Origin of the sequence: Shumkonia mesophila, from assembly GCF_026163695.1 — a bacterium.
Classification (GTDB): domain Bacteria; phylum Pseudomonadota; class Alphaproteobacteria; order Rhodospirillales; family Shumkoniaceae; genus Shumkonia; species Shumkonia mesophila.
Genome location: NZ_JAOTID010000005.1, coordinates 106,004 through 118,694, shown reverse-complemented (window position 1 = coordinate 118,694; position 12,691 = coordinate 106,004). Strand labels below are relative to the sequence as shown.

Annotated in this window: 13 protein-coding genes; 7 read left to right on the top strand and 6 right to left on the bottom strand. The window is 63.1% G+C overall.

Translation table 11 applies throughout. The annotated features are described in order from the left end of the window. Together ODR01_RS10400 and ODR01_RS10395 are read right to left on the bottom strand one after the other, a co-directional pair. A complete protein-coding gene (locus ODR01_RS10400) occupies positions 1 to 762 on the bottom strand; it encodes a glycosyltransferase family 2 protein (RefSeq protein WP_316977579.1) in 762 nt (253 codons plus the stop codon). Beyond that, positions 759 to 1,715 (bottom strand): glycosyltransferase family 9 protein, encoded by a 957-nt coding sequence (locus tag ODR01_RS10395; RefSeq protein WP_316977578.1) that lies wholly within the window; start codon positions 1,713 to 1,715, stop codon positions 759 to 761. The genes ODR01_RS10400 and ODR01_RS10395 overlap by 4 nt, the downstream gene beginning before the upstream one ends. Positions 1,716 to 1,891: 176 nt before the next feature. Between ODR01_RS10395 and ODR01_RS10390 the strand changes: the two genes are divergently transcribed. Beyond that, positions 1,892 to 3,121, top strand: a complete 1,230-nt coding sequence (locus ODR01_RS10390) for a hypothetical protein (RefSeq protein WP_316977577.1) — start codon at positions 1,892 to 1,894, stop codon at positions 3,119 to 3,121. Between the two features lie 11 nt (positions 3,122 to 3,132). Here ODR01_RS10390 and ODR01_RS10385 read toward each other — a convergent pair whose 3' ends face one another. Genes ODR01_RS10385 through ODR01_RS10375 form a run of 3 tightly spaced genes read right to left on the bottom strand, consistent with a single transcriptional unit; the run spans position 3,133 to position 5,574 of the window. Continuing rightward, positions 3,133 to 4,968: a carbamoyltransferase family protein gene (locus ODR01_RS10385; protein ID WP_316977576.1), complete on the bottom strand. Its 1,836-nt coding sequence runs from the start codon at positions 4,966 to 4,968 to the stop codon at positions 3,133 to 3,135. 11 nt (positions 4,969 to 4,979) lie between these two features. Further along, positions 4,980 to 5,129, bottom strand: a complete 150-nt coding sequence (locus ODR01_RS10380; RefSeq protein WP_316977575.1) for a DUF5989 family protein — start codon at positions 5,127 to 5,129, stop codon at positions 4,980 to 4,982. A gap of 10 nt (positions 5,130 to 5,139) precedes the next feature. Then, positions 5,140 to 5,574 (bottom strand): SxtJ family membrane protein, encoded by a 435-nt coding sequence (locus ODR01_RS10375; RefSeq protein ID WP_316977574.1) that lies wholly within the window; start codon positions 5,572 to 5,574, stop codon positions 5,140 to 5,142. A gap of 392 nt (positions 5,575 to 5,966) precedes the next feature. On the opposite strand from ODR01_RS10375, the gene ODR01_RS10370 reads away from it, so the two are divergent. Genes ODR01_RS10370 through rfbA form a run of 5 tightly spaced genes read left to right on the top strand, consistent with a single transcriptional unit; the run spans position 5,967 to position 10,266 of the window. After that, entirely contained in the window at positions 5,967 to 6,851 is an 885-nt protein-coding gene (locus ODR01_RS10370) for a glycosyltransferase family 2 protein (protein WP_316977573.1), read from the top strand. Between the two features lie 16 nt (positions 6,852 to 6,867). After that, the gene (rfbC, locus tag ODR01_RS10365; protein ID WP_316977572.1) at positions 6,868 to 7,419 is read left to right on the top strand and encodes a dTDP-4-dehydrorhamnose 3,5-epimerase; all 552 of its coding nucleotides are present in this window, start codon (positions 6,868 to 6,870) and stop codon (positions 7,417 to 7,419) included. Positions 7,420 to 7,436: 17 nt separating this feature from the next. After that, positions 7,437 to 8,489, top strand: a complete 1,053-nt coding sequence (gene rfbB / locus ODR01_RS10360) for a dTDP-glucose 4,6-dehydratase (protein ID WP_316977571.1) — start codon at positions 7,437 to 7,439, stop codon at positions 8,487 to 8,489. Next, positions 8,486 to 9,382 carry a dTDP-4-dehydrorhamnose reductase gene (gene rfbD / locus ODR01_RS10355; RefSeq protein ID WP_316977570.1) on the top strand — a complete coding sequence of 299 codons (897 nt, stop codon included), beginning with the start codon at positions 8,486 to 8,488 and terminating at the stop codon, positions 9,380 to 9,382. The genes rfbB and rfbD overlap by 4 nt, the downstream gene beginning before the upstream one ends. Beyond that, the gene (gene rfbA, locus ODR01_RS10350; RefSeq protein WP_316977569.1) at positions 9,379 to 10,266 is read left to right on the top strand and encodes a glucose-1-phosphate thymidylyltransferase RfbA; all 888 of its coding nucleotides are present in this window, start codon (positions 9,379 to 9,381) and stop codon (positions 10,264 to 10,266) included. The genes rfbD and rfbA overlap by 4 nt, the downstream gene beginning before the upstream one ends. Before the next feature lie 24 nt (positions 10,267 to 10,290). Here the strand turns inward: rfbA and ODR01_RS10345 are convergent, their stop codons facing one another. Next, the gene (locus tag ODR01_RS10345; protein WP_316977568.1) at positions 10,291 to 11,541 is read right to left on the bottom strand and encodes a class I SAM-dependent methyltransferase; all 1,251 of its coding nucleotides are present in this window, start codon (positions 11,539 to 11,541) and stop codon (positions 10,291 to 10,293) included. 189 nt (positions 11,542 to 11,730) lie between these two features. Between ODR01_RS10345 and ODR01_RS10340 the strand changes: the two genes are divergently transcribed. Next, complete coding sequence (locus tag ODR01_RS10340) at positions 11,731 to 12,675, top strand: glycosyltransferase family protein (RefSeq protein ID WP_316977567.1); 945 nt, start codon at positions 11,731 to 11,733, stop codon at positions 12,673 to 12,675. The last annotated feature ends 16 nt before the right edge of the window (positions 12,676 to 12,691 follow it).

The following is a 12,691-nucleotide window of genomic DNA, read 5'->3' as shown; positions in this document are numbered from 1 at the left end:
TCAGTCGCGTTCCAGCCGCGCCTTGAGGTAGGACAGCATCGGATAGAGGGCCGCGAAAAGGGCGATGAGGAAGCCGTAGTGGCTTTCGCGGTATCCCTTGCGGCCGACATAGCATTTGGCGAAGCGCGAGATCATGCGGCGCAGATTGTTGGCGAAGCTGCCGATGTCGCCGCTTTCACGCAGGTCCTGGGCCCGCGCCGTCGTATAACGGTCGAGCCTAAGGATCATGTCGGAAATGCTGGCATCGACATAGTGGTCGATGGGAGTCTTCAGCCACCGCTTGGGGCCGCTCAACTGCAGGCGAGGGTGGATCCGCTGTTCGCCCCAACGCTTGGCACCGCGCGCCGACAGCCGCGGCGCCGCCGATACGCCCCACGACGCGCCCCAGCCATAGCGGACCAGCCGGCTACCCACGTAGTTGTCGAACGGCACCAGGAAATATCCCGATTCCGCATCGGCGATGGCCGCACGGATTTCCTCGATGAGCGCGGCCGGTACCCGCTCGTCGGCGTCCACCTCGAGGATCCAGTCGCCGGTACAGGCCTCCAGTCCGGCATTGCGCCGTGCCCCTTCGATCGTCCAGCTGCCTTCGCTCAGACGGTCGGTGAAGCGCAACGCGATGTCCCTGGAAGCATCGGTGCACTTATCGAGGACGACGACGATCTCGTCGGCCGAAACCAGCCGCTCCAGGCAGGCGGCCAACTGGCCCTCCTCGTTGTGCGCAACCACCAGCGCGCTGAGGGTCGGCCGTCCGCTCTTCATGTCGCGCACCTTTTCCACAGTTCCGCCGCGGCCTCGACCACCCGCTCCACCGACAGGTCGTCCATCAGGCTCGTCGTGGTCCGATAGTCGTACCCAGGCGCCTCAATATACTCGTGAAACGACCGCCCGCCCCGCACGAAGGAGGCCCTTTCGCCCCACGGCGCGAAATGGGCGTCGTTGCTGGGGCCGAACAGGCCGAGGGTGGGAACGCCCGTCGCCGCCGCCATGTGCATCAGCCCGGAATCGTTGCCGACATAGAATGCGCAGCGGCCCAGGCAGGCGGCGACACCGGGAAGGTCGACCCCACCGACTAGATCGATGCACCGCGCGGGCGGGATGGCGGCCAGCACCGGCTCGGCCACCGCATGCTCGGAGGGCGAGCCGAACACAGCCACGCGGGCGCCGGGCAGCAACCCGGTTTCGCCGCTCAGCCGGCCGACGAGTTCGGCAAAGCGCCCGACCGGCCATTGCTTACCCGGCCAATTGGCCGTCGGCCCCACCGCCAGCACCGGCGGCCCGGCCGGGATCTGGCGGATGGCCTCGGCGCGGGCGGCCTCGTCCAACCACAGCCGGGGCGCCGGCGGCGCCTCCTGGCGGTTGATCAGCGCGCCCAGTTGGCGGACGCGATGGACGGCCGCCTTGCCCGGGCGAAAGGTGATGCGCCGGCGCGCCGGCACGATCCAGGCAAATGCCGACGCCCGCAGGTCGACCACCAGATCCCACAGATGGAAAGCCGTTTCCCGCCAAAGCTTGCGCCAGTGGACCTTGCGCGGCCCCTTGTCCATGATGATGACGCGATCCAGCCTGGGAACCGCCCGGAACAGGGGGGCCGGAGCCGGCCCGCAGCCGATGGTGAACCGGGCATCCGGATACGCCTCCAGCAGGTGGGAAAGCAGCCCGGTCGACAGGACGCAATCGCCGATGCGGTTGGAGGTAACAAAAAGGATCTTCACACGCGTCTCGCCGCCTCGCCCCGGAGGCACCTCGTTCTTGACAATCCAGGCGGCCTTCCTTACCAGCAAAGCCTATATGGATCAAAATTTTCCTCGAGTCCCGGAGGATTATGTCACCAGCCCTAGTGGGCCGTAATCACGGGAAGAGGCAATATCCGGTTCTGGTCTGAGTATTCGTGACCGAACCGCAATGCCAGAGCGAAAAAATGAAAAGCATGACGTGTGTTCGGCAGATGATGCTTCCCCTTGCTGCCGTGACGATAGGTTTCATTTCATCGCTGATTGTCGCGGAGATTGTTCTCCGCTTCCTGCCTTACAACGAGGGGCTGATCGTGCCGGCCATTAATGACAGCCAGCCCCTTTACCATTTCGTACCAAACCGCGAATTCCGCTATTCCCAAGATTGGGACATGAAAAATGGCCGCATCCGGCGGACAAATAATGAGGGTTTCCTCAGCGACATAAACTATGTCTCTCCGCCGACCAAGCCCGTGTTAGCCGTGATCGGCGACAGCTTCGTCGAAGCTGTTCAAGTTGATTGGAAGGAGTCTGTTCACGGCCGCCTTCATGAAAAGCTGACGCCGAACATCGATGTTTACGCATTCGGCGCCGCCTACGCTTCTTTCGCGCAGTATCTGGCGTGGGCCCGTTACGCGCACCATGCCTTCACCCCCGATATGCTGGTCGTAAACGTCGTTGCCAACGATTACGACCTACCACGCGTGGGAATGGGAGGCGATGAGTTTTCAGCGGGATTCCGGGGCATGGCATATTTTGCCGAGGACGCTACCGGCAGTCTGATCCTCAAACGCAGCGACCGGCCGACCGATCCCTGGTGGCGCGGCCTTCTGCGCCGCTCGGCACTTGTCGCTTACCTGTATCGCAACCTGCAAGTGACCGCCTTGCCCGAAAAATTAGGTATGTTATGGAGCGTATTGACCGAACCGGATGGGCCCAGCCATTACGTTGCCAATACCGACGCCCGCGTGGAGAGAGAGCGGGTCGCACGGGCGCAGCGTCACGTTGATCGCTTCCTGGACTTGCTGCCACACGAGAGCGGCCTGCCTCCGGAACGCATCCTCATCGTTCTCGACGGACTGCGTACCGAACTCTATGACGCCGCCAAACTGGCTACCATCCAAGATAGCTTCCCCGCCGTGATGCATCGCTACATGGCCGCCGCCGGCATCGCCCGCGGCTTTGAGGTTCGCGACCTAACCCCACTGTTCATAGAGCGGCACGAAAAGACTGACGAGCGTTTCGAGTTTCCGTTCAACGGCCACTGGAACGCCAATGGCCACGACGTGATGGCCACAGCCGTGTTGTCTTCGCGTACCCTGGCCAGGACGTTCCCTGAAGTGAAATCGGCACTGGTCCGGCGACAAACTGGGGCCCCATCGCCATAGCGTCGGTGGCGTCAATCCAGTTTAAAGGCGTTCTTGTAGTCAAGCTTGAGTGCGGAGTCCTGGTCTTCCTTGGTGAGCCAGCAGTTGCCGACGGCCAGGGCCTCGATGTCGGTGCCCATGAAACAATGGAAGGCGTCTTCCGGGGTGCAGACGATGGGCTCGCCGCGCACGTTGAAGCTGGTATTGACGACGACCGGGCAGCCGGTCAGCGCCTTGAAGGCCGAAATCAGGGCGTGGTAGCGGGGGTTGGTGTCGGCGTGCACGGTCTGGATGCGGGCCGAATAGTCGACGTGGGTGACGGCCGGGATCTCCGAGCGCACGACGTTCAACTTGTCGATGCCGAAGAGGGCCGTCTCGACGTCCGTCATGGCGCGCCGGCGCTCCTTCCGGACGTCGGCGACCAGCAGCATGTAGGGGCTGTCGCCTTCCATTTCGAACCAGTCGGCGGCGTCCTCGGCCAGCACCGAGGGCGCGAAGGGGCGGAACGATTCGCGGTATTTCACCTTGAGATTCAGCATCTTCTGCATGGAGGGCGAGCGGGCGTCGCCCAGGATGGAGCGAGCGCCCAGGGCGCGGGGACCGAATTCCATGCGGCCCTGGAACCAGCCGACCGCGCGGCCGTCGGCCAATGCCCGGGCGGCGGTGGCGATGACCTCGTCATCCGCCAGCACCGAAAAGCGGGCGCCCGTCGCCGTCAGGCGCCGCTCGATATCGGTTTGAGCGAAATCGGGCCCCAGGTAGGCCCCGGCCATGGCGTCGCCCGACCCGCTCGCGGTACGCGGCCGGCCGTGAAAGTTATGGTAGGCGGTAAGCGCCGCCCCCAGGGCGCCGCCGGCGTCGCCCGCCGCCGGCTGGACCCACAGATCCGCGAACCGGCCGTCACGCAGGATCTTGCCGTTGGCCACGCAGTTGAGCGCGACGCCGCCGGCCAGGCAGAGGTTGCGCTGCCCGGTTTCGGCGGCGAGGTGCCGGGTGGTGCGCACCATCACCTCCTCGGTCACCGCTTGGATGGAGGCCGCCAGATCCATGTGCCGGGGCGTCAGCGGCTCGTCGGGCCGCCGGGCCGGGCCGCCGAACAGCGCGGCGAAGCGCCCGTTGGTCATGGTCAGGCCGGTGCAGTAATCGAAATAGGACTGATCCAGGCGGAACGAACCATCGTCCTTGAGGTCGATCAGGTTGTCCAAGATGAGATCGCGATAGCGCGGCTCCCCGTAAGGGGCCAAGCCCATGACCTTGTACTCGCCGGAATTGACCCTGAATCCGGTGTAATAGGTGAAGGCCGAATACAGCAGTCCCAGGGAATGCGGGAAATGGATCTCCTTGATCATCTCCAGGCTGTTGCCGCGGCCGATGGCAACCGAGGCCGTCGTCCATTCGCCGACACCATCCATGGTCAGCACGACGGCCTCGTCGAATGGCGACGGATAAAAGGCGCTGGCGGCATGGCTCTGGTGATGTTCAGCGAACAGCAGACGGTTCTTCCAGTCGAAGTTCGGTCCGTGCTTGCGCAATTCCTTATGCAACAGGTCCTTCTGGAACAACTTTTCGCGCAGCCACACCGGCATGGCCATGCGGAAGGACGCGAAGCCCCTCGGCGCGAAGGACAGATAGGTCTCCAGAAGCCGTTCGAACTTGAGGAACGGCTTGTCGTAGAAGACGACCGAATCGACCTCTTCCAGGCCGATCCCTGCCCGCTCCATGCAAAAATCGATGGCGCGGTGGGGAAACCCGGAATCATGCTTTTTGCGGGTGAAGCGCTCTTCCTGGGCGGCGGCAACGATCCGGCCGTCCTCGATGAGCGCCGCCGCGCTGTCGTGATAGAAGGCCGAAATGCCGAGGACCCGCACGCGCCAAACCCCTAAAAGAGGGTATAGATGAACGGGGCGACGGCCGAGCCCTGGCTCAGCACGATCAGCCCGCCGAACATCGCCATCACAACGATGACGGGGACCAGCCAGAATTTCTTGCGGACCCGTAGAAAGGTCCAGAGTTCCGCCAGAAAGGCCATGTCTTCCTTCCTAGAATTGATTCTTCATGGTGTCGGGGGCCGGCCCGGGGGGATCGCGGCGAATCCAATAGCTGGGCGTTTCCGGCTCGAAGCGCAAATTCATGGGATCCTTGCCGAAAAGACGCATCAGCCACCCTGTCGGGGTGACCGTGGAAAAGAAGATGAAGCCCAAAATCAGCGGCGTGACGATCCGGTGGAGCAACTGGCCAAAACGGAACCACAGCCGATTGGCCGGGCGCAGGAAACCGGGCGCCGCAACCGCCGCCAGCAGGATTCCCCCCGCCAAGACCAAGGCCCAGATACGAACCTCGCCGTCGCCCACCAGCGGGAAGAAGCCGATGACGGCAAAAACCACCGCGAAGACAATGCCGAACGACCTGTCGGAGCCGACATCAACGGTATCGCACCGCCGTAGGTCCTCGTGAAAGGCTCCAGTGTCCAGCATGTCGCTCGATCTCCAATCCCCGCGTGTTTAGCGTCTTTCGGCCGGAAGAGTAAAGGCCGATTGCCGGCGCCGGCCTACAGACGGCGCAGGCGGGCGGCGAAGCGCGCAGGTCGACCACCAAGTCTCACAGGTGAAAGGCGGTTTCCCGCCACAGGTTGCGCCAATGCGCCTTGCGGGGGCCCTTATCCATGACAATGACGCGATCGAGCCCCGGAACGGCGCGGAACAGTGGGACCGGCGCTGGTCCAGGCGACGTCCCGCCGCCTCGCCCCGGAGGCATCTCGTTCTTGACAATCCAGGCGGCCTTCCTTACCAGCAAAGGCCCAATGGATCAAAATTTTCCTCGGGTCGTGGAAGACATGTCACCAGTCCAGTCTGACCCGTGGTCGAGGGTGGCGGTCGTCACCGTTACCTATCATTCCGCCGCCGTGATCGAAAAATGCCTGGCCTCCGTCGCCAAGGCCGCGCAAGTCATCGTCGTCGACAACGCCAGCGACGATGGCACGCCCGCGTTGGCATGCCGCACGTTGCCGACGGCCGATATCATCTCCAATCCAGCCAATCGGGGGTTCGGCAACGCCTGCAACCAGGGCCTGGAGCGAGTGAACGTCGAGTTCGCTCTCATGTTGGGCCCGGATTCGACCATTGACGAGGCCTCGCTGGCCGCACTGATCGATGCCGCCGACCGCTGGCCCGAAGCGGGCCTGCTGGGCCCCTCGATCATCGCCGCGAACGGCCACGTGGAACTGTCGCACGACCTTGGCCTTTTCGAGAGGATTGTTGGAGGCAAGCGTCTGGACTGCGATCTCGTCCCCGAGGGGCCCTTGTGCGCCGATCACATCTCGGGCGCCGTGCTGCTGGCACGCATGAGCGCACTGCGCGAGGTCGACGGGTTCGACACCAACATCTTCCTCTATTACGAGGATGACGACCTGGCCATCCGCATGCGCCGAGCGGGCTATACCTTGATCCTGGTCCCGGACGCCCGGGCGAGCCATGCGGGCGGCGGCTCTACGCGCCCGAGCCTGCGCATCCACTGTCGCAAGTTCTGGCACATGGCATGGTCGCGCCTGTATATCGAGGCCAAGTACCATGGCCGCGGCGCGGCCGTAAGGGTAGCCGTTCGCCATGCCCCGAAGTTTCTCGCCAAGGCGTTGGGGTATTCGTTGATCTTGAACGTCCGCAAGGGTTCGCGCGATGCCGCCCGTCTCGCCGGCACTCTTGCATGGCTGGCGGGAGTCAAGGCCGTGCGGAACGTACCTTCGTCGGGCAGATGATGGGAGCGTATGGTCGATGAACGTAAGCGAGACGGAGCTCGAAGGCGTCAAACTCTTGACCCCGGTCCGCCACGAGGATGCGCGGGGCCTGTTCTCAGAGATCTATAACGCCGAGCGTTTTCGGCGGGCCGGCGTTCTCTGCGATTTCGTACAGGACAACCTGTCGCTGTCGCGCCTGCCGGGAACGGTGCGCGGCCTGCATTTTCAGGCCCCGCCGTACGCCCAGGACAAGCTGTTCCGGGTGGCGCGCGGCGCCGTGCTGGATGCCGTCGTCGACTTCCGCTCCGCGTCTCCGACCTTCGGCCGCCACTGCACCTTTCAACTGGACGCCCGATCGGGAACGCAGCTGTTCGTCCCGAAGGGCTTCCTGCACGGCTTCTGCACGTTGGAACCGGACACGGAAGTCGTCTATAAGGTGAGCGCGCCTTACGCCCCGGAGGCGGATTACAGTGTGCTTTGGAATGACCCCGATCTCGGTATCGCGTGGCCAGTTTCGCCGGCCGAGGCAATCCTGTCCGCCAAGGATGCCGCCGCACCCCGGCTCAGGGACATACCCCGCTATTTTTGAGGATGACGTTGCCTGACATGAAGACCCTGCTCGTCACCGGCGGTTGCGGTTTCATCGGATCGGCGGTGGTCCGCCAAATCATCTCGCGGACCCCCTATTCCGTGGTCAACGTCGACAAGATGACCTACGCGGCAACGGCGGAAAGCGTGGCGTCCGTCGCCAGCGATCCCCGCTACCGCTTCGAGGCCGTCGACATCTGCGACGCCGCCGAAATGGCCCGCATTTTCGCCGCCTATCGACCGGCCGGTGTCATTCACCTTGCCGCCGAAACGCACGTCGATCGTTCGATCGACGGCCCGGCCGCCTTCATCCAGACCAATATCGTCGGCACCTATCGGCTGCTGGATGCCGCCTTCGCTTACTGGAACGCACTGCGGGGCGAACCGAGGGATGAATTCCTGCTTCTGCACGTCTCGACGGACGAAGTGTTCGGAAGCCTGGGGGCCGAGGGCCACTTCCGTCCGGACAGCCCCTACCGCCCCAATTCCCCCTACAGCGCCAGCAAAGCCTCGGCCGACCATCTGGTGCGGGCCTGGGGAAAGACCTATGGCCTGCCGGTCGCGGTCAGCAACTGCTCGAACAACTATGGCCCGTTCCAGTTTCCCGAGAAACTGATCCCGCTGGTCATCGCCAACGCCCTTTCAGGCAAATCCATCCCGGTTTACGGGCGCGGCGAGAATGTTCGCGACTGGCTGTTCGTCGAGGATCACGCCCACGCCCTGCTGACCATCCTGGAAAGGGGTGTGCGCGGCGAAACCTATCTCATCGGCGGCAATTGCGAGCGGTCGAACATCGACCTGGTTCGCACCGTCTGCCGCCTGTTGGATGAGATGGTGGAAACGCGCACCCCGCGGGAAAGCCTGATCACCTACGTTACCGATCGGCCGGGCCACGATGCGCGCTACGCCATCGACTCCACGGAAACACGGCAAAGCCTCGGCTGGGAACCCCTGGAAACGCTGGACACCGGCCTGCGCAAGACCGTGGCGTGGTATCTCGCCAACCAGGAATGGTGGCGGGGCATCCTGGCGGAAACCTATGACGGTCACCGCCTGGGTGTGGCGAGGTGAGCGGGGTCCTGATCTGCGGCGCCGGCGGGCAGGTCGGCCAGGCCGTTACCCTACAACTTCGGCAGGCCGGCCGCGAGGTGGTGGCCCTGGATCGTCGCGCCCTCGATATCGCCGATCCGACCGCCATTGAAGGTGCCTTCGCGGCCCATCGACCGGAGGTGGTGGTAAATGCGGCGGCCTACACGGCCGTGGATCGTGCCGAAAGCGAGCCGGATATCGCGTACTCTGTCAACGCCGATGGCCCGCGCCGGCTGGCCGAGGCCTGCGCGAAAATCGGCGCGGCACTGGTGTCCTATTCGACCGAGCACGTGTTCGACGGCACCAAGTCCTCTCCCTACACGGAATCCGATCCGATTGCCCCGATCAACCTCTACGGCCTCAGCAAGGCAAAGGGCGAAGACGGCATCCGCGCCTCGTTGCAGCGGCACATCATCCTCCGGACCTCCTGGGTGTTCTCGCCCGGCCGGCCCAACTACGTGACCACCATGTTGCGGCTGGGATCGGAGCGGGACGTATTGAGGATTGTCGATGACGTGGTCGGTTGCCCGACGCCGGCCTGGAACATCGCCACGGCCACCGTCAGCCTTATCGATACCATCGCTGGGGACCAGGATATTTCCTGGGGCACCTATCACTTTTGCGGGGCCGGGCCGGTCAGCCGCTATCGGCTCACCCAGGTCATCATGGAGGATTACGCCATGACGGCCGGCCGCACGGTCGAGGTCGTGCCGATCAAGGATGCCGACTTTCCGACGCCCGCCAAACGGCCGCTGAAGGCCATTCTGGACTGCAGCAAGATCGCGCGGACGTTTGGCCTGACCCAGCCGGATTGGCGGGGCTCGATCAAGCAAATGGTCGAGGAGTTTCAACGCAACAGGATGGCGGATCAATGAAGGGCATTATTCTGGCCGGGGGAAGCGGCACCCGTCTTTTCCCCATCACCAAGGCGGTGAGCAAACAGCTCCTGCCGGTGTTCGACAAGCCGATGATCTACTATCCGCTGAGCACGCTTCTGCTGGGAGGGGTGCGCCAGATTCTGATCATCACGACGCCCCGCGATCGCCCGCTTTTCGAGAACCTCCTGGGCGACGGCCGGCACCTGGGAATTGAGATCAGCTATACCGTACAGGCCCAGCCCAAGGGCATTGCCCAGGCGCTGCTGCTGGCAAAACCGTTTCTCGAGGGCGAAGGCTGCTGCCTTATTCTCGGCGACAACCTGTTTTACGGCCACATGCTGCCCGACATGCTGAGGCGAGCCCTCGACCGGAAGGAAGGCGCAACGATCTTCGCCTACTGGGTGAAGGATCCCGAGCGCTATGGCGTGGTCACCCTCGACGACAAAGGAAACGCCACCGAAATCGTCGAAAAGCCGAAGGCTCCCCTTTCCAATTGGGCGGTGACCGGCCTCTACGTCTACGACCGCGAAGCCGTTGATATCGCTGCCTCCCTCACACCGTCCGCCCGCGGCGAACTGGAGATTACCGACGTCAATCGCGCCTATCTGGGACGAGGAAAACTGTACGTCGAGCGCATCGGACGCGGTTTCGCGTGGCTGGATACCGGCACCCACGACGCCCTCATCGAGGCGACCGAGTTCGTTCGCGCGGTCGAGAACCGCCAGGGGCTGAAGATCGGCTGCCTTGAGGAAATTGCCTTCAACAAGGGCTACATCGACGCCGACCAGCTGCGGTCCCTGGCCGAACCGCTACGCTCCACCGCCTACGGCGAGTATTTGGGCGGCCTCCTGAAACCGGGGCCGGGATCATCGAATTCCTAGGAAAAGGAAAGGCCGAGCTTCGGTTCAGGTGGCGAGTTCGGCGCCGCGGGCATCGGTGACCGTGAGTTTGGGAATCACGGTGACGAACCGACCGCCCCAGGCCTCTATGAACTGCAGGCGATCCTTTATTTCTTTTTCCCAGTTCCACGGAAGGATCACCACGTAGTCCGGCCGGAACTCGGCAATTTTCTCCTCGCCATAGACGGGGATGTGGCACCCGGGCAGGAACTTGCCCATCTTGGCTGGGGTGACGTCGGCGACGAAGTCGATCAAATAGGGCTTGATCCCGCAGTAGTTCAGCAGCGTGTTGCCCTTCGCCGCCGCGCCATAGCCGGCGATCTTCGCCCCCTTGTCCTTTTGTCGGCACAGGAATTCGACGAAGTTCCGGCACAAGGCCTCCACCCTTCCCTGCAGACCCGTATAGGTGTCGATCCGGTCAAGACCGGCCCGCACTTCCTCGGCCAGGATCCGCTCCACGCTGGCATCCACGGCACGGGCCGATCCCGCCTTTGCGCAATAAACCCGCAACGAGCCACCGTGCACCGGCATTTCGTCGGCCCTGTAGATGAACAGGCCGTTGCGACGCATGGCTTCGCCGATCGAGTGCAGCGAGAAGTACGAGAAGTGCTCGTGGTAGATCGTGTCGAACTGGATGTTTCGAATCAGGTTCAGAAAATGCGGAAACTCGAGGGTCGCCGTGCCGTCCGGCTTCAGCAGCGTGGCGATCCCGCTCAGGAAATCGGCAAGATTCGGCACGTGCGCGACCACGTTGTTGCCGACGAACAGGTCCGCATGACCACGGGTCGCGACGATGTTTTCGGCCAGTGCGTTGGTGAAGAAATCGACGATGGTGTCGATGCCTTTCGCCTTTGCCACTTCCGCCGTCGACCCACTGGGCTCGACGCCGAGGCAAGGGATGCCCTTCGCCTTGAAGTGCTGCAGCAGATAACCGTCGTTGGAGGCTGCCTCGACCACCAGAGAGCCTTCGTTCAGTCCCAACCGGGGCGTGATGGCATCGACGTAGTTTGCGGCGTGTCGGACGAAAGCCTCCGAGCAACTCGAGAAATAGACATAGTTCGAATTGAAAATGTCCTTGGCGGCCGTGGCCTCCGGCACCTGGACAAGGAAACAGTGGCTACAGACGTAGGCACGAAGCGGATAGTAGACCTCGGCCCGTTCAAGATCCTCCTTCCCCAGAAACGCATTGGCCGGCGGAGACGCGCCCAGGTCCAAAAACACATGGCAAATGTGTCTCCCGCAGCACCGACAAATCATTCCCGTCTCCGTTCCCCTAGCGGTGCCCCGGCGTTACCCATGGACATCCTTTCGGCCCGTGCGCCCGCCGCCGGCACTTGCAAGGTTGGGCGAGCACGCAGCTTTCGACCAGCCGCCTATCCTGTACGATATTACGTTCGCGTCCTCCAGCCTTTCTCGCAGACATCGGCTATGTCGCCGCTTTCCTGAATGGCGATCGTAGCGCATTATCCGTCGGCAATGGCGGTCGAGGCGGCAACTGGGCCAGAGAAGCGCCAGTTGGGGGTCAATCAGATTATGAATATCATCAGCGGTGCCGTGGACGCGGCGAGGCGATCGCAGGAAGGCCGAATCCGCTACTCCATATGCACCCTCGTCAACAAGGAAGCCGAATACGACGCGATGGTGCGAAGCTTCATGGCCAACGGCTTCCGCGAGCCCGACTGCGAGTTCCTGTATCTCGACAACACGACAACAAACCGCTTTGACGGCTTTTCCGGCTGCAACCTGTTCCTCAATTCCGCCCGCGGCGACTATGTGATCCTGTGCCATCAGGATGTTCAGCTTCTCGAAGACGGAATCGAGCGCCTGAACGGGATCATCGCCGAACTCGACCGCGCCCATCCCGACTGGGGACTTTTCGGCAATGCCGGGGCGAGGGCGGATGGCACCCTGGCTATCCGCATTTCCGACCCCTTCAGCGTGTCGCCGGAGCGGGGAACGGACTGGGGGCCCTTTCCGGCCGAGGTGCAGTCGCTGGACGAGAACTTCATTGTCGTCAAGCGGGCCGCCAACCTGGCCGTGTCTGGCGATCTCGGCGGATTTCATCTTTTCGGGACCGATCTCTGCCTGAACGCTCGGAGCCTCGGCTATCGGGCGTTCGTGGTGAACTTCCTATTGCGGCACAAGAGCCCGGGCAATGTGAATGCCGACTTCCGGCGGATCGAGAAAGCCCTGATCGACAAGTATGCGAATGCCTGGAAACCACGATGGGTCACCACCACTTGCACGCTGGTATTTCTCTCGGGGTGGCGTTGGCTGAACCGGATCGGCAACAGCCGGGTCGTGCTTCGTCAGATGCTCAACCTCCGCAAGCGAAGGCGGCGCGCCCGACGAGAGGATATCGTGTCGGGGTCGAAGGCATCGGGCACATGATGCCGTCAGGTCAGGA

Excerpts from the sequence above, each read along its gene's own strand:
- ODR01_RS10400 (WP_316977579.1), bottom strand. The coding sequence starts at position 762 with ATGAAGAGCGGACGGCCGACCCTCAGCGCGCTGGTGGTTGCGCACAAC.
- ODR01_RS10380 (WP_316977575.1), bottom strand. The coding sequence starts at position 5,129 with ATGGCCTTTCTGGCGGAACTCTGGACCTTTCTACGGGTCCGCAAGAAA.
- ODR01_RS10375 (WP_316977574.1), bottom strand. The coding sequence starts at position 5,574 with ATGCTGGACACTGGAGCCTTTCACGAGGACCTACGGCGGTGCGATACC.
- rfbC (WP_316977572.1), top strand. The coding sequence starts at position 6,868 with ATGAACGTAAGCGAGACGGAGCTCGAAGGCGTCAAACTCTTGACCCCG.
- rfbB (WP_316977571.1), top strand. The coding sequence starts at position 7,437 with ATGAAGACCCTGCTCGTCACCGGCGGTTGCGGTTTCATCGGATCGGCG.
- rfbA (WP_316977569.1), top strand. The coding sequence starts at position 9,379 with ATGAAGGGCATTATTCTGGCCGGGGGAAGCGGCACCCGTCTTTTCCCC.
- ODR01_RS10345 (WP_316977568.1), bottom strand. The coding sequence starts at position 11,541 with ATGATTTGTCGGTGCTGCGGGAGACACATTTGCCATGTGTTTTTGGAC.
- ODR01_RS10340 (WP_316977567.1), top strand. The coding sequence starts at position 11,731 with ATGGCGATCGTAGCGCATTATCCGTCGGCAATGGCGGTCGAGGCGGCA.